This window comes from Paenibacillus sp. EPM92, from assembly GCF_016586185.1.
Taxonomy (GTDB): Bacteria; Bacillota; Bacilli; order Paenibacillales; family NBRC-103111; genus Paenibacillus_G; species Paenibacillus_G validus.
The window spans coordinates 15244-34831 of sequence record NZ_BCPS01000054.1; the positions used below are offsets into that span (position 1 = coordinate 15244).

The 19588-nt window shown below is 53.2% G+C and carries 20 protein-coding genes; 9 read left to right on the forward strand and 11 right to left on the reverse strand.

The window, feature by feature from the left end:
• Positions 1-92 precede the first annotated feature (92 nt).
• Positions 93-611: a hypothetical protein gene (locus JMF85_RS10310; RefSeq protein ID WP_127608865.1), complete on the forward strand. Its 519-nt coding sequence runs from the start codon at positions 93-95 to the stop codon at positions 609-611.
• Positions 612-794: 183 nt separating this feature from the next.
• Here the strand turns inward: JMF85_RS10310 and JMF85_RS10315 are convergent, their stop codons facing one another.
• A complete protein-coding gene (locus JMF85_RS10315; protein ID WP_127608864.1) occupies positions 795-1601 on the reverse strand; it encodes a histidinol-phosphatase in 807 nt (268 codons plus the stop codon).
• An 8-nt stretch (positions 1602-1609) separates the two neighbouring features.
• Positions 1610-2512 carry a LysR family transcriptional regulator gene (locus tag JMF85_RS10320; RefSeq protein WP_141335120.1) on the reverse strand — a complete coding sequence of 301 codons (903 nt, stop codon included), beginning with the start codon at positions 2510-2512 and terminating at the stop codon, positions 1610-1612.
• Positions 2513-2667: 155 nt separating this feature from the next.
• Between JMF85_RS10320 and JMF85_RS10325 the strand changes: the two genes are divergently transcribed.
• Both JMF85_RS10325 and JMF85_RS10330 read left to right on the forward strand, forming a co-directional pair.
• Complete coding sequence (locus JMF85_RS10325) at positions 2668-4230, forward strand: MDR family MFS transporter (protein WP_201318152.1); 1563 nt, start codon at positions 2668-2670, stop codon at positions 4228-4230.
• Between the two features lie 16 nt (positions 4231-4246).
• A complete protein-coding gene (locus JMF85_RS10330) occupies positions 4247-4810 on the forward strand; it encodes a PadR family transcriptional regulator (protein ID WP_127608862.1) in 564 nt (187 codons plus the stop codon).
• 88 nt (positions 4811-4898) lie between these two features.
• Here the strand turns inward: JMF85_RS10330 and JMF85_RS10335 are convergent, their stop codons facing one another.
• The 5 genes from JMF85_RS10335 to JMF85_RS10355 all read right to left on the reverse strand — a co-directional run bounded on the left by JMF85_RS10335 (position 4899) and on the right by JMF85_RS10355 (position 10371).
• Positions 4899-6521 (reverse strand): MDR family MFS transporter, encoded by a 1623-nt coding sequence (locus tag JMF85_RS10335; protein WP_174817599.1) that lies wholly within the window; start codon positions 6519-6521, stop codon positions 4899-4901.
• A gap of 44 nt (positions 6522-6565) precedes the next feature.
• The gene (locus tag JMF85_RS10340; RefSeq protein WP_127608860.1) at positions 6566-7000 is read right to left on the reverse strand and encodes a MarR family winged helix-turn-helix transcriptional regulator; all 435 of its coding nucleotides are present in this window, start codon (positions 6998-7000) and stop codon (positions 6566-6568) included.
• A gap of 143 nt (positions 7001-7143) precedes the next feature.
• Positions 7144-7938: an HAD-IIA family hydrolase gene (locus JMF85_RS10345; protein WP_127608859.1), complete on the reverse strand. Its 795-nt coding sequence runs from the start codon at positions 7936-7938 to the stop codon at positions 7144-7146.
• 41 nt (positions 7939-7979) lie between these two features.
• On the reverse strand, positions 7980-9647 hold the full coding sequence (locus JMF85_RS10350) for a sensor histidine kinase (RefSeq protein ID WP_412760969.1): 1668 nt from the start codon (positions 9645-9647) through the stop codon (positions 7980-7982).
• A gap of 31 nt (positions 9648-9678) precedes the next feature.
• Entirely contained in the window at positions 9679-10371 is a 693-nt protein-coding gene (locus JMF85_RS10355; protein ID WP_127608857.1) for a response regulator transcription factor, read from the reverse strand.
• A gap of 208 nt (positions 10372-10579) precedes the next feature.
• Between JMF85_RS10355 and JMF85_RS10360 the strand changes: the two genes are divergently transcribed.
• Positions 10580-11071, forward strand: coding sequence for a cysteine dioxygenase (locus JMF85_RS10360; RefSeq protein WP_054798465.1), 492 nt, complete (start codon positions 10580-10582; stop codon positions 11069-11071).
• Here the strand turns inward: JMF85_RS10360 and JMF85_RS10365 are convergent.
• On the reverse strand, positions 11064-11258 hold the full coding sequence (locus tag JMF85_RS10365) for a hypothetical protein (protein ID WP_201318153.1): 195 nt from the start codon (positions 11256-11258) through the stop codon (positions 11064-11066). The genes JMF85_RS10360 and JMF85_RS10365 overlap by 8 nt on opposite strands.
• Positions 11259-11885: 627 nt before the next feature.
• Positions 11886-12770 carry a transposase gene (locus JMF85_RS10370; RefSeq protein ID WP_201318154.1) on the reverse strand — a complete coding sequence of 295 codons (885 nt, stop codon included), beginning with the start codon at positions 12768-12770 and terminating at the stop codon, positions 11886-11888.
• A 937-nt stretch (positions 12771-13707) separates the two neighbouring features.
• Here JMF85_RS10370 and JMF85_RS10375 point away from each other — a divergent pair.
• The 3 genes from JMF85_RS10375 to JMF85_RS10385 all read left to right on the forward strand — a co-directional run bounded on the left by JMF85_RS10375 (position 13708) and on the right by JMF85_RS10385 (position 15852).
• Positions 13708-14151, forward strand: a complete 444-nt coding sequence (locus tag JMF85_RS10375; RefSeq protein ID WP_127608854.1) for an NUDIX hydrolase — start codon at positions 13708-13710, stop codon at positions 14149-14151.
• A gap of 331 nt (positions 14152-14482) precedes the next feature.
• Positions 14483-14941: a chemotaxis protein CheX gene (locus JMF85_RS10380; protein WP_054798625.1), complete on the forward strand. Its 459-nt coding sequence runs from the start codon at positions 14483-14485 to the stop codon at positions 14939-14941.
• A gap of 134 nt (positions 14942-15075) precedes the next feature.
• Positions 15076-15852, forward strand: a complete 777-nt coding sequence (locus tag JMF85_RS10385) for an SDR family NAD(P)-dependent oxidoreductase (RefSeq protein ID WP_127608853.1) — start codon at positions 15076-15078, stop codon at positions 15850-15852.
• Positions 15853-15859: 7 nt separating this feature from the next.
• Here the strand turns inward: JMF85_RS10385 and JMF85_RS10390 are convergent, their stop codons facing one another.
• A complete protein-coding gene (locus JMF85_RS10390; RefSeq protein ID WP_054798626.1) occupies positions 15860-16120 on the reverse strand; it encodes a DUF2573 family protein in 261 nt (86 codons plus the stop codon).
• 86 nt (positions 16121-16206) lie between these two features.
• Here JMF85_RS10390 and JMF85_RS10395 point away from each other — a divergent pair, with 86 nt between their 5' ends.
• On the forward strand, positions 16207-17064 hold the full coding sequence (locus JMF85_RS10395; RefSeq protein ID WP_127608874.1) for an alpha/beta hydrolase family protein: 858 nt from the start codon (positions 16207-16209) through the stop codon (positions 17062-17064).
• Between the two features lie 7 nt (positions 17065-17071).
• Here JMF85_RS10395 and JMF85_RS10400 read toward each other — a convergent pair whose 3' ends face one another.
• Entirely contained in the window at positions 17072-17725 is a 654-nt protein-coding gene (locus JMF85_RS10400) for an MOSC domain-containing protein (protein WP_201318155.1), read from the reverse strand.
• A gap of 143 nt (positions 17726-17868) precedes the next feature.
• Here JMF85_RS10400 and JMF85_RS10405 point away from each other — a divergent pair, with 143 nt between their 5' ends.
• A complete protein-coding gene (locus JMF85_RS10405; protein WP_201318156.1) occupies positions 17869-19431 on the forward strand; it encodes a DEAD/DEAH box helicase in 1563 nt (520 codons plus the stop codon).
• The last annotated feature ends 157 nt before the right edge of the window (positions 19432-19588 follow it).

Sequence of the window (19588 nt, forward strand, 5' to 3'; positions counted from 1 at the left end):
GTACAAACCTGTGCGACGGAATGGTCATAAGCTAGGGTATATAGATGAATCGGAGTGTCCGAGAAATCAGGAGAAGGAAGGGTGAACATCGTATGAGCCAGAAGCCAAAGGCTGCCCCCCGCTCAGGGAGCCAAAAGCCAAAGGCCGCCCCCGGTTCAGGCCGCCGGAAGCAGGCGGCAAGCGCATCGGCAGCGACGGGAAAGGGCGGTCGTCCAGGGAATGTGCGTAAGCCGCGGATCGCGAATCCGCAGCCGCAGCTTAACACGGCGGAAGTTCAAGGGTTGTTTAATCCGTTTGCCGGCGGAGCGGCGACAGGCGGTCTGGGTGCCGCTGCGGGCGGCGAGTCGGGTTTCGGCTTCATGTCGCTCTTTAACCGCGTAGGCGGGCTGGACGGCATCATTTCCACGATGGGCAAGGTGCAGAAGGTGATCACCATCATGAAGCAAATCGGCCCGGTGTTCAAGCTGATCGGCGGCTTTGGCGGCTTCGGCGGGCTGGGCGGGGGATCGGTGAAAACGGCGTCGCTTCGCCGCCCTCAGGCAAGCAAGCCCTCCGTGAAGCGGTCGTCTGCGCCGCCTGGCCGCCGGCCCGGCGGTTCGGCTCGCCGGTAGCCCGGCTCAAGCCGGCCGTGCCGCCTTGCGGGAAGCAGAGGGCGGTATTTCGCGTATGCATTGCGGCATCATGAAAAATAGCGGGACTGTGCTCGTCACAGTCCCGCTATTTGAGTTGTGCGCAGGTTTGCTTAAGATATCAGAAAGTATCTTCCACGGAAGGGCTCCGATCAGGAGCTTCTCTTACAAGGGCACGACTTGCGGCCGCTGCTCCTTGTAGTACACCCATTCGCGGTAGCCGATCTCCTTCAGCCGCGCGGCGACTTCGTTCCAGTCGTCCCCGACGCGACTCGGAACGTGCGCGTCCGAGCCGAAGGTGACTTGCACGCCATAGTGCAGGGCCCGCTCGAGAATGGCGTCGATCGGGTACCAGCCTCCGCACGCCTTCGTTTTGCCCGATGTGTTGATTTCGATCGCAATGCCGCATTCGCCGATCGTCTTGAGCGTCCGGTCCACCGCTTCCGTCTTGATGTCCGAGAACGCCGGATAAAACCCGCGCATCGCGTCGATATGCCCGAGAATATGGAACATCCCGCTGCGGGCCGATTGCTCGATCAGATCATAGTACAGCTCTTTTTGCTCGACTTTTTGCCGATCGGACAAGCCGTTCCAGCGCTTCTTGTTAAAGATGCTCACCCCGCCCGACAAATGGACGGATCCAATGATGTAATCGAACGGGTACAGCTTATAAACGTCGCGGTACACATCAGCGTGCTCCGGGAAGAAGTCCGACTCCACGCCGAGCAGCACATCGATGCGCCCGGCATATTCCGCTTTCAGCTTCAACACTTCGTCAACGTAACGCTTGAACTCGCTTTTGGCCATCGCAATGCCGGGCTGCGCCCGATCTTCGTCGCTGGCGAAATAAGGAGAGTGATCGCTGATGCCGATTACCTGAAGTCCGTGGGCGATACCCGCTTCGATGTAATCGCGTATCGTGCCCGTCGCATGGCCGCAGCGCTCGTGGTGGGTATGTAAATCGAATTTCATCTTTTGTCTCACTCCGAACCGATGAATTGAGTTTCCTGCATACCTTTCAAGTCCTGCAAAAACTGATGTAATGCCGAGCTTAAATAACGCCCGGACTTGTAGACGACGCCGACGGGATGACTGATTTCCAGTTCGTTCACTTTCACCATTTTAAGCGTACCGAGCCGCAGCTCGTTTTGAATCGATAGCTTCGAGATAATCGCCGCGCCGAGATTCAGCTCGACCATCCGTTTCACTTCTTCGCTGCTGGACAGCTCCATCACGATCTGAGGCGTGATGTTCAGTTCCTTGAACACTTGATCGACGAATCGGCGGCCGGCCGTTTCGGGGGACAGCATGATGAGCGACAAATCGTGAATGCGTTCGATCGGCACATGGGCGTACCGGGCCAGTGGGTGATCCGGGGCTACCGTCAGCTCGAAGGTGTCATAATAAAGCACCGAGCTTTCAAGGGACGGATGCTTGTCGAACAAATACGTGATGCCGATATCGATCGTTCCGTTCTCGACGCTTTGCATAATTTGCGAAGTTGACATGGAATGGATCGTCGTTTTGATCAGCGGAAATTGGTCTTGAAAATAAGAGAGAACCCGCGGCAAAATTTGCATCGCGATTGAAGTTGTCGTGCCCAGATGAATATGGCCCTGCGGCGTTTGGTTCAAATCTTCGAGCCGCTGCTTCAGATCCTCAACCGTCTGCAGGATCATTATGGCATGCTCGAGAAACACGCGACCGCTATCGGTTAGCGTGACCGGTTGGTTCCGGTCAATCAGTACCGTTTTGAATTCGTCCTCCAAACTCTTGATTTGGGCGGACACGGCCGGCTGCGTCAAGTTTAAGATTTCACCGGCCTTGCGGAAACTCATCGTTTTCGAAATCGTAATTAACGTTTCCAATTGGTTGAGGTTCACGTTGTACCCCCTCTCCAAGGTGTGAACGTGTGAGTCACACTTCATTATATGCTACTTGAGAGGGAAGGGCAAACGATGAAGAAAGTTGCCATATATTCAAATTTGAGTATAATTGCTTTAGAGTTAAATATTTAAGAAGTAGGTGACCTGTTGAGATGGAAGCAACTAAAAAATCGAACATTCCGTGGACAGTGACAGGCCTGATGCTGGCACTGCTGCTGGCTGCGCTTGACCAAACAATCATATCTACGGCCATGCCGACCATCCTGGGCGAGCTTGGGGGATTGGATCAGTTCGTTTGGGTATTCTCGGCGTACTTGATCGCCAACGTCGTATCGATGCCGATATTCGGCAAGCTCGGCGATATGTACGGACGCAAGCTGTTTTTCCTGCTCGGGCTGATCGTCTTTATGATCGGTTCCGCGCTGTGCGGCACGTCCGAATCGATGCTGCAGCTCATTATTTACCGCGCGATTCAAGGGATCGGAGGCGGTGCGTTGATGCCGCTTACGTTCACAATCGTCTTCGATATTTTCCCTCCGGAGAAGCGCGGGAAGGCGCAGGGGCTGTTCGGCGCTGTCTTCGGTATTTCCAGCGTGCTGGGACCGCTTGCGGGCGCCTATTTCACCGATTATGTCAATTGGCAGTGGATCTTCTATATCAATCTGCCGCTCGGAGTTGTCTCATTGATCCTCATATCCCTGTTCTATCACCCGGTATTGCCGAAAAACAAGAACCTCAAGGTCGACTGGCTCGGCACGCTCGTCTTCGCAGCTTCGATCATCGCTCTCATGCTCGGCCTCGAGCTCGGGGGCAAGGATTACGCGTGGAATTCGCCGGTCATTATCGGCCTGTTCGTGGCGGCGGCGGTTTTATTCGTGGGATTCTATTTTATCGAACGTGCCGCTTCCGCGCCGATCATTCCGTTTCCGCTGTTCCGGTCCCGATTGTTTACGGCGAGCATGGGGATTAGCTTTTTCTACGGGGCGCTGATGATATCGGCTGCAACGTATATTCCTTTGTTCGTTCAAGGGGTGTTTCAAGGCTCGGCGACAAGCGCAGGACTCGTGTTAACCCCGATGATGCTCGGTGTGGTTGCCAGCAGCGCATTCAGCGGACGTTTTCTCGGTAACGCGTCGTTTCGCAGCATCATGCTGTTCTCCGCCGGTTTGCTGCTCGTCGCCACCGTACTGCTCGGCACGGTGGCGGTCGATACGCCGAGATGGCTGGTGACGATGTACATGATCGTTCTCGGACTCGGAATCGGAACACAGTTCCCGGTGATTTCGATTTCGTCCGTGCAAAGCGTCAGCTTCCAATACCGCGGCGTCGTTACGTCGCTGGTGTCGTTCTTCCGTTCGATCGGCTCGGCCGTCGGCGTGACCGTACTTGGTACGATCCAGTCGTATGCGCTGAAGAACCGGATCGTCGAGCTCATGCCGGACAACGCTTCCGCACAGACGCCTGTCGATCCGCAAGTGCTGCTCAGTGAACAGTTCCGGCAAGCGGTGCCGAAGGAAATCATGGACAAATTGATTATCGGGCTTGCCGATTCGATTGCGTTCGTGTTCCAGGTCTCGATCTTGGTCGCAGCGTTAGGACTGATGTTCGTCTTATTGATGGGCAAAGCCAAGATGGAGCTTGGGCAGCGCGGCCAGCAGAAGCCGGGCGGAGCGGGCGAAGGCGAAGAATCGACCGTACAGCACGGTCATCTGTAAGGCGGGTGGACCATCGATGTCCATGAAGCTCGTCATCTTGGGGCTGCTGATGGAAAACGACAGCCATCCCTATCAAATGCGACAAAAGATGAAAGAGCGCGGAATGCTGCATTATATCAAAATGCAGGAAGGCTCGCTGTATTACGCGATTGACACGCTGGCTAAGGCGGACTATGTGATGGCCATCGAGACGATCAAGCATAGCGCGGGCCGGCCGGACCGCACCGTGTACCGCATTACGGAATCGGGGAGACGGCTATTCCAAGAGCTGCTCGACAAGCAGTTCGCCGAGAACAAAGCTGTGTATCATCCGATGTATGCGGCGTTGGCCTTTGCCAAGCACGGCGACCCGAAGCGGATCCACGACTTGCTGCAGGGTAAGCTCGAGGAACAGCGGAAGCTCGCCGCTTCCTTGCGAGAGCTGTACGACAGTCATATCGATCAAGTGCCGCGCGCCGTGCTGCATATGATGAAGGGGCGCTTGGAGCATGCGGAGATTGAGCTGCGTTGGCTGGAGCGTCTGGCCGAAGACGCGTTGAACGACCGTCTCAAGGAATACGGCAAGCCGATCGAGGATTAACAGGTAAAGCCGCCGCCCGCGCATAAATAAAACTCCCGCAAGCACTGTTTATTCAGTGATTGCGGGAGTTTTTCATATCCTTTGTCAGTTACTCGGTTGCAACATCGCTTGAAACCGCCTTGCCGCGTTTTTTGCGCGGCTGTTTGACCAGCTTGATTTTGCCGAGCATCGGCGTCAGCAGAGCGCCCAGCAGCACGAACATCAGCCCGAACCAAAACACGGCGTGCAGCGAATCGACAAGCGCTGATTTCACGATCGGAACAATCGTATGAATAAGCTCTTGCGGAAATTGGCTCAGCGTCTCCGGACTTAACAGCGCCGAGTACAACGCCTGCGGATTCGTATGAATGGAGGCCGTAATTTTCTCGACCATCGCGCCGCCCTGCTGAGGAAGCTGTTTCAGCACGGGCACCAGGTTTTCGGACAGCAGCGTATCCGAACGATTGTTCATTACTACGCCCAGAATGGTCATCCCGAACGTACCGCCGATCTGGCGGAAAAACTGGCTGGAACTCGTCACGACGCCCAGCTCGGATTTCGGAAAGCTTTCTTGCAATATTAACGTCAAGAGCGGCATCACCAGTCCCATGCCGAGCCCGATCACCATCATGATGCCGCTGGCGGCAAGCTTGCTCGTATCGATGCTCATGGTGGTCAACAGCAGAAAGCCGATGGCCATAATGATCATCCCGATGCTCATTTGCAGCTTCGGACCGATTTTGTACACGATTTGACCGCCGATCACGCTGGCGATGATCATCGTAACCATCAAAGGCGTCATGACGGTTCCCGAAGCGGAAGCGCTAATGCCGACGATGCCCTGCATGAACAGCGGAACGAACATAATCGCGCCGAACATCCCGATGCTCATAAAGAAACCGATGCCGTTGACGACCGTGAACGTCCTATTTTTGAATAAACGTACAGGCAGGATCGGCTCGCTTGTTTTCGATTCAATCCATACAAAGGCCGTTAAAGAGATAGCCGATAGCACGAACATGCCGATAATAGGCCAGGATGTCCATGCGAACTCCGTTCCTCCGAACGTCAAAGCAAGCAGCAGCGAAACAACCCCGATGATCATCGTAGCCATACCCGCAACGTCGAACCGAACAGGACCTTCCGCTTTGACACCTTTTAACCCTAGTGAAATCAGAATCGTCGCGATAATCCCGACCGGCAAGTTAATGTAGAACACCCAATGCCAGTTCAGCGAGTCCACGATCCAGCCGCCGACCTGCGGCCCGATAACGGAAGCAAGACCGAAGATGGCGCCGAATACCCCTTGCCATTTGGCCCGTTGCTCACCTGTAAAAATGTCCCCGATAATAATCATTGCCATCGGCATCATAATCCCGCCGCCCAGCCCTTGCAGCGCACGGAAGAAGATCAGCTGCTCGATCGTCTGCGACATTCCGCAAAGCGCGGAACCGACCATAAAAATGATGAGGCCAGATACGTACACCGATTTCCGTCCTAACAAGTCGGCGAGCTTCCCTGCGATCGGAACGATCGTCGTAGAAGTCAGCATATAAGCGGTCGTCAGCCAAGTCATCAGGCTAAGTCCGCCGAGCTCCCCGACGATACGCGGCATGGCTGTGCCGACGATCGTCCCTTCCAAGGCGCCGAACAGCATCGCGATAATAAGCCCTGAGATCAGCAGGCCGCGGTGTTTTGTCGTTGTATCCTCCGCATTTAGTTTTACCTCCATAGTTGGCTCCTCCTCTAGGTAGTATTTCATTATGAAAACGCCCGTTATTCTTCGATTTTTTTAACAATTTTTTCGAATGTGGTCAAAAATAATTCCAATTCATCCGCCTCTACATGAGACAAGTAGGTGTGGATAGCCGCGGTTCGCAGCTTGTTCAGCTCTTTCAGTACTTCCTTGCCTTTATCCGTGGCTTGAAGCAGCACAATTCTTCGGTCCAGTTCGTCATGCTTCCGTTCCACGAATCCGTTCTGGACGAGCCGGTCGATCATGACAGTAATCGCGCTGGGGGTAACCTCCATCTTGCCGGCGAGCTTGCCGGCGGGACAGGGGCCCATTTGGCTGATCGTGTAAAGCATCATGGTCTGCGGTCCGGTTAGCGTAATATGGTCAGGTAAACCAAGTTCAGGACCAAGCTTTTTGAACAAGGTAAAGAACGCTCGCTGGAACCGTTCGATTTGAGCCTCGCGGGATGTTTCCATCGCAATGTCACCTCCTTCAAATGGACACTTTTAATTCATTGATTTAATTTTTTATTACTTAATAGTTGAGTACAAAATAATTAAGTAGTTTAAATAATAACAGCGACTTTTCTAAAAGTCAAACCAAAAAAAGAGGCGATCGTTTACCCGATCGCCTCGGCCAGTTCCATTAAATGATTGCATATGACGTCCGGCGTTACACCGCTGCGGCTCATATCATCCGCGGCCGTTACCGCCGTCACAAGCCCGGTCAGAACGAGCGCCGTCCGGCTGCCGATGGCTGCGCCGCCGCTGATGTCCGTCGCCAAGTTATCGCCGACTGTCCAAATATCCGAAGCGGGAAGCCGCAGCTTGTCCACCGCAATTTGCATGACGATGCTTGACGGCTTGCCGATCACGACGGGGGCGATGCCGGAAGCCCGCTCGATCGATGCGGCAATGGAGCCTGCGCCCGGTGTTAGCTCGCCGTTCCAGGGCAGCAGATGGTCGGGATTGGTCAACACCGAAATGGCGCCGCGGCGCAGCTGAGAGGTCGCCGCCCTTAATTTGTTGTAATCGAAGGCACGGTCAATGCCTTGGACGACAGCCGATACGGTGCCCGCCTCATCGTGGGGCTCGGCCAGCTCGTAACCGGCATCTGTCAGCGCAAGTCTCAAGCCCTGCTCCCCGATGCACAGCACCCGGTTGTTAGCCAGCGGCAATCTGCGCAGATATAAAGCCGCCGCCTGCGAAGAGGTCAGCACCTCCGAGGGATTCGCCGAGATTCCGGTCTTCTCCAAATGCGCCGCCACCTCATCCGGCGTACGTGAAGAATTATTCGTTAGAAATAAAAACGGATAGCGTCGCTCCCTCAAATAATTTACAAATTCGGCGGCGTAAGGAATCGGCCGGTTGCCGTGATATAACGTTCCGTCCAAATCGAGTAAAAACCCGGGCATGATGGCGATCATCCTCTCCATGATGTAAAAAGCCGGTATCCTTAGGATACCAGCTTCAGTTTAACATAAAAATGTATGTCTCCGTCGTCCGACTCGGCCCAAATTTGGCCGTTATGCGATTCGACGATGCTTTTGGCGATCGCAAGGCCGAGTCCGGAGCCGCCTGTGGTTGAGCCGCGGGCGGGATCGATGCGATAGAACCGGTCGAACAACAGCTCCAGCTCCTCCCGTGTCAAAGCATCCGCCTTATTGCTGATGCGAACGACGGCATGTTGTTTGTCTTGGGCGAGCCCCACCGAAATGACGCCCGGTTTCGGGCTGTATTTGATCGCGTTGCTCAATAAATTATCGAAGACACGGATGATTTTATCCACATCGACTTGAACGATGAGCTTGTCTTGCGGGATGCTTCGGATTAGCGTCAACTTTTCTTCTTCGCTAAGCGTCACATACTCTTCCAGCAGTTGTTCCAGCACTTCATTAAGCACGACTCCGCGCTTATGGAGAGGCACGTCTTGATTCGAGAGCTTCGTGTACTCGAACAGATCGTCGATCAGCCCCTTCAGCTTTTCCGCTTTGCTGTAGGCGATCGAGACGTAACCTGCCGCTTGCTCCGGCGATTCATAGTTCTTGTCATGCAGCAGCCGCAAATACCCCATAATGAGCGTTAAAGGCGTACGAAGGTCGTGGGATACATTCGTGACAAGCTCGTTCTTCAATCGTTCGGCCCGGCGCTCTTCCTCCATCTTGAGCTGCAGCTCGCTGACCATTTGATTCATATCCCGGGCTAAGGAGCCGAGCTCGTCGCGTGAACGCTCGACCACCCTGTGGTCTAAATTTCCGGTAGAGATGATCCGCAAGCCTCCGGCAAGTTCTTCCAAATAACGCATTTTGCGCTGCGTCATAAAGTAGAACAGGAAGATAAAGACGCCCAACGCGCTAAGCATCGAAATCGGACTTTGACCTTTCACATAGCTAATATGCGGCTGCGGGATGCCTGTCACGACCAAGTAAGATTTTTGATTGTTATACGTAACCGGATAGAAGCTGGAAAATTCCGTACGCGAATCCCGGAAATCGTTTCGGGTATCCATCGCATTGCGAATGACGCTGTGTACGTCCACATACATCTCAGGGGCGTTTTCACTGCGGAAAACGACTTTCCCGTAAAGATCGGTAACTACAATTTTAAACTTCTCATTAGCTGCCAGTCGTTTGACGGTGGAAGTGAACGAGCGCAGCCGGTTTTCGTAATCGTCCTGCCGCCGCTTGTTCGGATCGTCTTCCATTTGCGTATCGGGCGGATGACCGGGGCTGCCCGGTTCGGTCGCATGGTGTTGAACGATTCCCGGCTCCGGTATCCTTTCAACGGCCACTTCCGAGGGAGCAACCGGTTCTTCAGCTTCTATTTCGTCTTCATAAGAAGGCGGTTCCAGAATTCGAACCAGGTTCCGGGCTTCGTTATCAATGCGTTCGATGCCCATCGTATAATCGATGACCGTTCCTTTATTGATCTGTCCGAATAAGGCCGAGCTTATTCCGTAGAACAGAAGAGCGGCCCCAAAGCAAGCGGAAAATGTCAAGACCAGTTGAAGACGAACGCTTCGTTCCACATGATTGCGAGCCAGATGGTACATATCGATAATGAAGTAGATAAATGCCCGCAGCAGCGTAAACGGAAACCATGTGAAGGGAAAGCGCTCAAGCATAGGCTTCCGAGGTTTTTTAACTTTCAATGACTTACTCAACTTTATATCCAACTCCCCAAACCGTTTTGATGAACCTTGGTTTCCGAGGATTATCCTCGATTTTCTCTCGTATTTTGCGGATATGGACCATTACCGTGTTATCCGAATTCAAATACGCTTCTCTCCAAACAGCCTCGTAAATTTTTTCGATGCTCCACACTTTTCCGCGATGACGGGCAAGCAGCTCCAAAATCGCAAACTCCCGAGGGGTCAATTTAATTTCCCGACCGTCCAGCCTGACCTCGTGCGTCGATGTATTAATCGTGAGATCGTCGATTTCCAGTTCAAACTCCTTATTCGGAAGCGAGACATTCAGCCGCGTATAACGGCGAAGCTGCGACTTGATGCGGGCGATTAGCTCCAGCGGGTTGAACGGTTTCGTGACATAATCATCGGCTCCTGTGCTGAGTCCCAAAATTTTGTCCATGTCCTGGCTTTTGGCGGAAAGCATGATGATCGGCATGTTTCTTTGCTCGCGGATTTTCATGCACGTTTGGATTCCGTCCATCTTCGGCATCATGATGTCGAGCACGATCAGATCGACATCTTCTTTTTCGAGCAATTGGAGAGCCTCAGTCCCGCTGCCTGCGCGAAGCAGATGGAAACCTTCGTTCTTTAAATATATTTCGAGCAGGTCGATGATTTCTTTTTCGTCATCCACCAATAGAATCGTGGGCTGCGTCATAACCGGCCGACCTCCTTCACATGATGACATATCTTGTAGGCGTCTTGTTGCTGAATACAGTATAGCTGCAAAATCTTAACAAAGGCAGAGCTGAATTCTTAAAACATTCTTAATAAGTCATCACCCCAATGGGCGCGACAGCATACATAAGTATAAGGAAAATTGATCAAATTCATAAATAAAATTGAATCACGGAGGAGAAATGAGCATGAAAGGGATCGAAACACTCGAGCAAACGCTCGATTCCATAAGGAAACCGTCCCCGCGCATTTTGCAGCAATGGATCGCAGAGCAGGGACTGACAGCCGAAGTGTTCAAAGATGATGTGACGGAGCCGAAAGGACTTCCTTACGGCCGAACTTGTCTCTTCCGCAGCAATGCCGCGGAAATTGTACTAGTCCATCTGCCGCCGGGCGCGCAAACTTGGATACACGACCACGGCAGGTCGATCGGCTGTGCGCTTGTCCTGGAGGGGACCCTGTCCAATTGTATTTACGGGCTTGATGCTTACGGCTTCCCGCAGCTTAAGAAGCAGACGGCTCTTACGGCTGATGAATATTTTCATGCACCACGAGGGCAAATTCATCAAATGAAAAATAACGGTCCCCTTAGAACCGTTTCCCTCCACGTCTATGCCCCGGCTCTCGCCGGCACTCACACGTACTATGCTTACGAGGACGCTCTTGACTTCGTTATTTAAAACCAATATACCGTTCCTGTAAGATGAAGGGAACGGTTTTTTTGTTTTTTATTTCCATATATTGGGATGGGAAGGGGGCATGGAGAACTGGATTGAGCCGCCAATATGGAGTTGGGTTCAGGGCCAAAGTCAGAGCCAGAGCCAGAGCCAGAGCCAGAGTCAGGGTCAGGGTCAGGGTCAGGGTCATAACTCAGCGACCCTTTTGAATGTTATCCCGTTGTCTCAGGAAAATTGAAGAAGCCTTATTCAATTCAACCGCGCAACTAAAGTAAGCAAGCCTAAAGAAAACGGACTGAAGAGAGTAAGACCGAAGAAAGCAATCTGAAGAAAACAGACTGGAAACAGGCTGAAGAAAACGGTCTGAAGAGAGTAAGACCGAAGAAAAAACAGACTGAAGAAAGCAGATTGAAGAAAGCAGATTGAAGAAAGCGGAGCTGCGTGAAAGAACTGAAGAATACAAAGTTGAAGTAGTAAGTAACAGAAATTAAGTAAACAGGAGTAGGAAGTAAAGAGTAAGCAAACAAGAATGAGCAAACAAGAATGAGCAAACAAGAATGAGCAAACAGAAGTAATCAAACAGAAGTAAGTAAAATTGAAGTAAGTAAGTCAGAAGCAAGCAAGCTTATGAGAGCAGACTTGAATCAAAGAACAGAAGAAATAAAACCAAAGTAAGGAAAGAAGAAGTACGTAAATCCGAAATAAGCCGCAGTAGAAGCAGATATGACGAGTACTGCTTGAAATGGGAAGCAGGTGCAGGGCATGACAAAACAGCACGTCAAAAACAACTGTGATGAATGATGACAACTGCCGATACTTAGTAGTAAGAACAGGCCAATTTTTGAATAATTACAGAATAAGGTACAGCAGCGGTAGTGGCGGAAAGGCGTAGCATATTGTGGAAAATTGGTGTATCACGCAGTGTAAGATTAAGGCGGTAGCAGTATTCGTCCATATAAGTTTGGAGGTGCTTAGGCCCGATTCCATGGAAGGTAAGGTTAATCCAGCGGCCTGCATCTGCAGCCACGGCGAGTAAACGATGAAATCGGCGAGGACTAAAACGCGCAGTTATATATTCTATATCGACATTAGCCGTCTGATCCACATGCTGCTCAGTGAATAGTTGCGTGCCGGTGCGACGAACCAGTCCATCGTTTAAGTATTCTTTGGAAAGATGCTTTATCTTGAAGCGGCAAGGCTCTCCACTTTCTTTCATGGTTGCAGCGATAAACAGAGGTTGTCTTTGAGGGTGGGGCACTATGATCGGACAATGGGGGCGTCCGTAATGAGCGATATTCACTCGTACAATTCCTGAGAGAAGATCGCTATCGATCGCTTGATTCATGGCATGACGAAGTTTTTGGAGCATAAGCCAAGCGGTTTTGTAGGTAACGCGGATGATTTTACTGAGATGCTTTGCGTTAATACCGGAATCCGTACGAGAAATGAGAAATATGGCGTGCAGCCATTTGCGCATATCGGTTCGGCTGCCTTCCATGACAGTACCGGCAATAAGAGAGTTTTGGTAGCGACAGGCGTGACATTCATATAGAGGAAGTCTGCGAGTATGAATCTGGTAAGCGTGACGATGCCCGCAGCGTGAACAAATGAAGCCATTAGGCCATTTTGCCTGAAATAAAGTTTCGAAGCAAGCTGTTTCCGTCGGAAAATTGAAAGGCGGCGTCATCATGGTAAGGTCCATAAACAAGGCTCCTTATTTACAAAATAGGGAACAAATGTTCTTGTTGTTAATAATATCAAACATTTGTTCTTATTTCAAGTTCTATTTTAATTAACATGTAGCCTCTTCTAGGCTAGCTTCTTTAAGTACGTCGTCCTATAGTTTGCCTGAGTAAAGGGGATAGTAACCGAAGACTAGTTGGGGTAATGACATGGTGGAGGAGCTGGAGGTTGAGAACATGCAGGGGCAAGCAAGGTGGAGAAGTAGGGGGTTGAGAACATGCAGGGGCAAGCAAGGTGGAGAAGTAGGAGGTTGAGAACATATGCAGGGGCAAGCGAGGTGGAGAAGTAGGAGGTTGAGAAAATCAGGGTCGAGCGAGATGGAGTAGTAGGGGATTGAAAAATGCAGGGGCAAGCGAGATGGAGGAGCAGGAGGTTGAAGAAGTGGGGGAAAACAACGATAGAGGGCCAGCAGGTGGGGGAAAGGGAGAGGAAGTCTGGACTAAGAATTGAGTATGAAGGTTGAGTATGAAGGTTGAGTATGAAGAAGTCAGGATGGAGAACTCAGGGTGAAGAAGGGGGCCGTGCGACTAATGAATGAGGGACAAACGAGGCAAGAGGATACGGACCGTGAAATGGGGTAACGAGACAAAAGAACGGGACGTAAACCAGGCAGAGGTTCAGGAATCAATGAACGGTAAACAGATCTACTAATGTTATTATTATTATCCAATTCAACTTCCTGTGTGCGGATTTTGTTGAATGCATACAATGGAAGAAGGATGAGGCCAGGGTGAGAAGTGTTACTCCAGTAGGCGTCGTATGGCGCGACGATGTTTGCGATAGGAGCAGCCAACACGATGGGGAAAACGGGCGGCTTGTTGTCTTGGAACCTGGACGGGATCTAAAGCGATGGCAGCTGTGTTTCAGGAATATGATGAGCAAAGCAGGTGGGATGAATGGATAAACCATGGTTTCATATATACGGCGCCGTTTATTTGCTGTTTGTACGCGAAGGGAAGCTCCTGATGCTGCGGCGAACCAATACGGGCTATGAGGACGGAAAGTTCAGTCTGGTGGCGGGGAAACTGGATGGCGGTGAAGAAGTGAAACAGGCAGCGATCCGGGAAGCGGAGGAGGAAATCGGTATTCGGCTTCATCCGGACAATTTGGAGGTTGTGCTTGTGATGCACCGGATGTCGGACTCGGGGGAGTGGGTCGATTTTTTTCTACGCGTCAACGCATGGGAAGGAGAACCGTTCAACAACGAGCCGGAGAAATGCTCGGAGATGGCATGGTTTCCGCTTGAGATACTTCCTGACGCTACGATTCCGCACGTTCGTCAGGCGATTTCCAGGATCAGGGAAGGCGTTGTGTATGACAGTTTCGGCTGGGATATATAAGGGTACGGCAAGCAGGAACGATGTGCAACCCGCGTTGGATGGCATATGAGCTTCAGGGCTGTTACTTCAGCATCAGCGGGTTTATCGATGTCGTTGTAGCCGGGATGGAACTGCTGCGGGGTGAGGGGCGATTGTTGGCGAAAAATCGCGTTTTGGGGACGAAGGATCCATGTTTGCCGATGGCTTTATAGGAGAAGTTTAGGAAATTCGTTATTCTTGTGAAGTATATCACAGGAATATGCCTATACGCCGAGCTTGATATTAGGTATAATGAAGTAATAATAAGTCCTACGAGTACAAAGGATTTGTCGAAAAGGAGACCGGTCTTCGAATGAAAGCAGAGCTAATTAATCCGTTTCTGGAATCAGCTAGAATCGTTATTGAACAGGTCGCCAATATTCGACCGTCCACCGGGCAGCTTGGCATCAAGGACGTAAAGTTTGTTGAGAATTACATATGGATCCAAATCGGCATGACGGGACAAATGCAAGGTGACATCGTATTCGGGCTGCATGAGAGCGTCGCTCTCAAAGTCGTTTCGGCGATGATGGGCGGTTTCTTGATCACGGAATTGGATGACATGAGCAAGAGCGCAATCTCCGAGCTGGGCAATATGATCAGCGGCAATGCAAGCACGATGTTGTTTAACCAGGGCGTCCGCGTAGACATTACACCGCCGAAGCTTCTGCATTCCGCCTCTTCCGCAGGGTTCGACGCCAAGAAGGCGTTGACGATTCCGTTGATTATGGAAGGAATTGGTGAGCTGGATATTCAGGTTTTGATCACGTAAAAGACAAAGAAGATTTTGTTGCTATCTCACCCGCAATATGTATAAGCTTAAGCGAAGGCGATACTCTGATCCGACCCGGACAGCGGCGCTTTCGCTTTTTTGTCGGTTTAACCTATGACTAGGGGGATAGAAGCATGTCTTTTCAAGATAAAATCGTTATCATTACGGGAGCGTCCAGCGGTATTGGGGCCTTGATGGCCCACATGTTTGCCGAGCGTGGGGCGGTGCCGGTGCTGGCTGCCCGATCGGAAACGAAGCTGGCCGAAGCTGCAGCCCGTATTCGCGGTCCTCACGGGACCTATGCGCTGGATGTGACGTCCGCCGAACAGGTGGAGGACGTAATGGGGCGTATTCTGCGCGAATACGGAAGGATCGATATCCTGATCAACAATGCGGGTTACGGGGTGTTCGACTCTTTCGTCAATGCGCCGCTTCGCGAGTTCGAAAATATGATGGACGTTAACTATATGGGGACGGTCCGATGCACGAAAGCGGTGCTGCCTTCTATGCTAAAGCGGGGAAGCGGCCATATCGTCAACATCGCTTCGATGGCCGGCAAGATCGGTTCGGCCAAATCAAGCGGTTATTCGGCTACCAAGCATGCGGTGCTGGGGCTAACGAACTGCTTGCGGCAGGAGCTGGTCGGATCAGGCGTGTCATTGACGGCTGTGAATCCGGGACCCATCGATACGCCGTTCTTCGATATCGCCGATCCGTCGGGCAGCTACGTGAAGAACGTGAAATGGTTTATGCTCAAGCCTGAGCAGGTGGCTGAACGAGTGCTGCAGGCTATCGAACGGCGGACGCCGGAGGTCAATTTGCCGTTCACAGCTGCGGCGGGGGTCAAGCTGTATCAGCTGTTCCCACGGCTTTTTGACCGGATCGGCTACAAGCTGTTGAACAAAAAATAAACGGAGGTCATCCCTCCGTCTGTTTGTTGGCTTCTTTCAGCTTCTGGTTCAGGTTACGGACTTCTTCGTACAGCGCGCGGATGTCCGCTTTACTTTCCGGATGGTTCTGGTTCCAATGGCTGGCGAGCGCCGGCATCGTCTTATGAATATGGTTGTAAATCGACCATACTTTTATTTTCTCTACCATCTCGGGAGAAGTGTCCCCGGTTAGAAGCTCGGCAAATTTCTCAAGCAGCGCGTCGAATTCGGTTGTAAAACGTGCATTCATTGAAAGCCCACCTTTCCGGTCATAATAAGTTTTAGTGTAACTCCCGAAGCGGGATGTGTCAAAATGGAGCGTGAACTCGAATGGCAATGGAAACGATAGGTTCGGATAGCAGCATCGGTGAGTTCTCAAGAGCTTGCGTAAAATCGGAGCAGGACGGGACACTGGTGGAGAGACAACCGCTCAGGAGCGCAGCAAAAGGGATTTTATTGTACGTACTGACATATATCAGTCAAGGTCTGAAGGTAAAAGGATATTTGGCAGTACCCGAAGGGCGGATGCCAATGCCTGCCGTCATCTACTGCCGCGGCGGCATTCGCAAGGTAGGAATGGTGCGAAAGCGCCGCATTTTCTCCATGGCCCGCCGGGGGTATGCCGTGTTTGCGCCTTTCTACCGCGGCAATGAGGGCGGCGAAGGCCGTGAAGACTTCGCCGGTGAGGATCGCTTCGACGTATGCCACGCCCTCGCCATGGTACAGTCTCTGCCCGAGGTCGAGAGCGGTCCGGTGCCGCTGATCGGCTTCTCGCGAGGGGCGCTGATGGCGATGCTCGCTGCGAAGGAATGCCCCGGTGCGGGGCCGGTTGTCGTATGGGGCGGGGTCAGCGACCTGCTCGATACGTATGAAGAGCGAGTCGACATGCGGCGGATGCTGAAGCGGGTCGTCGGACATCCGAAGAAGCAAACGGACGCGTACGAAGCCCGGTCGCCAGTATATTGGATTGACCGGATCGACGTTCCCGTGCTGATCGTGCACGGCACCGCGGATCACCAGGTGAGCGTGGAGCAGGCACGCAAGCTTGCGTTGGCGCTCGAAGCGGCCGGCAAGGACTATGCGATGGAGCTGTACGAAGGGCTCGGGCATCGTTTTCCGAAGGAGGAGGACGAACGGGCCCTGGATGCCGTGTTTACGTGGATTACCCGCAAGCGGCAGGAGATGAGCGAATAATATAGGGTTAGTTCAGTTTCGCTAGGCGTTTGCGGAACGTAGCCTGCCAGCTTGCCGAAAGCGCGGGGAGCTGGAGCAGACGCTCCATAGCGGCGGCATTTGTTTGGTCCCGATACATGATTCGATTGGCATAGTCGATTGTTACGGCTTGCGGGTCACGCTCGAGCAGCTGCAGGCTGCTGTCTGCGGACACCCGGCCTTCTTCCAGTACACGGAAATAATAACCGGTATATCCGGTTTTTTCGACTTGCTTCGGAAGTTCCGGCCAGCCGTGCTTGGCTGCCAGTTTAAAGCAAGGCTGGCGGGGCTGGCTGATTTGTACGATCGCGTCTCCCCATTGAAACGTATCTCCGATATAAGCTTCAAGCTCCGTAAGCCCGCCTGCCGTCACATTTTCTCCGAACGCCCCGAAGGATAGGGTCGAGCCTGTCAAGGACTCCCAGTACGGGTAATGCTCGACGCAATAAACGCATACCGCTTTATCCCGGCCGCCGTGATGAACCAGATCCGCCTGCTCATCTCCGTCAAGATTGAGTAGAGAGAGTTGCAGAGGTACGGACACCGGCGTTTTTCCGATGCCGGAGGGGACGATCTTGTTCTGGTAAGCAAGGGGGGCGGGACGGCCAACGTTTACAGATACGATCTCGATCTTTGTACGCATAGCGGGTTGAACCCTCTCTTTATAAAATGAATTCTTTTTACTAAGGTATATAAAAACAAGCGCTCGGTCAAGACGGGGCAGGGGAAATTCGCGGAACAATTTGGTATACTAGGATCACGATATGCAACTGAAGGGATGATGACATGAGTTTAACGGGGTTTTCGGCGTTACGGATCGATCCGCCGTATGTGAAGCGGTTAGCGGAGCTTGGGATCACCGATCCGTCGCCGATTCAGGCGGAGGCGGTTCCGCCGGCATTGCAAGGCAAAGATGTCGTGGCCCAATCGCAAACGGGTACGGGCAAGACGCTTGCCTATGCGCTGCCGGTTCTGCACCGCATCGAAGCGCCGCTGCGTGAAGTGCAGGCGCTGGTCTTGGTGCCGACGCGGGAGCTTGGCATGCAGATCGTGCAGACGCTGGAAGAGCTGACCAAGGATACGGGTATTCGCGTGCAGCAGCTGATCGGCGGGGCGTCGATCGAGCGACAGATCGATAAGCTGAAGCTGAAGCCGCAGATCGTTGTCGGCACGCCTGGACGGGTGCAGGAACTGGTGAAGCTGCGGAAGCTGAAGCTGTCGGGCATCCGCATGGTCGTGGTGGACGAGGTCGATCAGGTGTTTGAGCTCGGCTCGATGGGTGAAGTCGAAGCGCTGCTCAAAGGAATGCTGCGCGACCGGCAGATGATGTTCTTCTCGGCGACGTATCCGCCGCAGCTGCAGGCCGTCATCGAGCGCTGGATGCGCGACCCGGTCTATGTGCGGGTCAATCCGAGTCAACGGACATCGGAAACGCTGGAGCATTTATATTTCGTCAGCGAAGAGCGGGACAAAATCGACACGCTGCGGCGCTTGGTGAGGCTATATAATCCGAAGCAGGCCATCGTATTCATTAACGAGACCGACGATATCGGTGAAGCGGTAGCGAAGCTGAAGTATGCCGGGTTATCGGTCGAAGGGCTGTACGGCGATTCCTTCAAGCAGGAACGGGCCAGAGCGATGCAGGCGTTCCGCGCCGGGCGGTTTCAACTGCTGCTGGCGACCGATGTCGCTGCGCGCGGACTTGATCTGCCTCAGGTAACGCATGTCTTCAACCTCGATCCGCCGGTGGATGCGGATCATTATGTGCACCGTGTCGGCCGTACCGGCCGGATGGGGCGTAAAGGAACGGCGGTTTCGATCGTTACGCCGCGGGAACATTTCATTATGGACAAATTCGCCAAGTCGCTGGGCATCGATCTGCAGCGTAAAATCATGTCGCACGGCAAAGTGTTCGATCCGAAGCCGGGGCGGGGCGCCGTCGCGGGGGAACCCGGTGCTGACAGCAGGAACCCGGCGGAGCGCAGGAAGCCGGAGGACGGACGTCCGGCAATGCCGCGAGAAAGCGCCGGGAAGCTTGCGGGAGCGGGACGCGCGGCCGCCGGAGACAAGCGAAGCGTGCGGGCAGCCGGCGAGGGGCGCGCCGCAGCGTCGCAGATGAGCAGCCGCAGCGAAGCGCTGCGGGCCGAAACCGCCAGCGCCCCGGTCCAGCGTCAAGCGCCGAAGGCGAAGGGGCCGGTGAAGAAGGGCGCGCCGGCGGTGCCGGACAAGCGCCAGACGGAGCGGGAGCGCGAACGCGAACGCAAGAACAAAGGCGCGCCGCGCTGGCTGAAGTCGAAGCCGGAACGCACCGACATGCCGAAGGCGGAGCGCAGCCATAAGCGGAAGTAGCGGGAAGCGGGTGCGCTCCGGAAGGGCTGGTGCGGAGAACCGGCATAGACCGGCTCGAGTCTCCGGCCCCGATAACGGCTTGCGAATGCGGCCGGTGAGCCGCCTCCGACCCCGTGCAGGCCGGGATAAGCGCGGCGCCGGGGGAATGTGCGTGCAG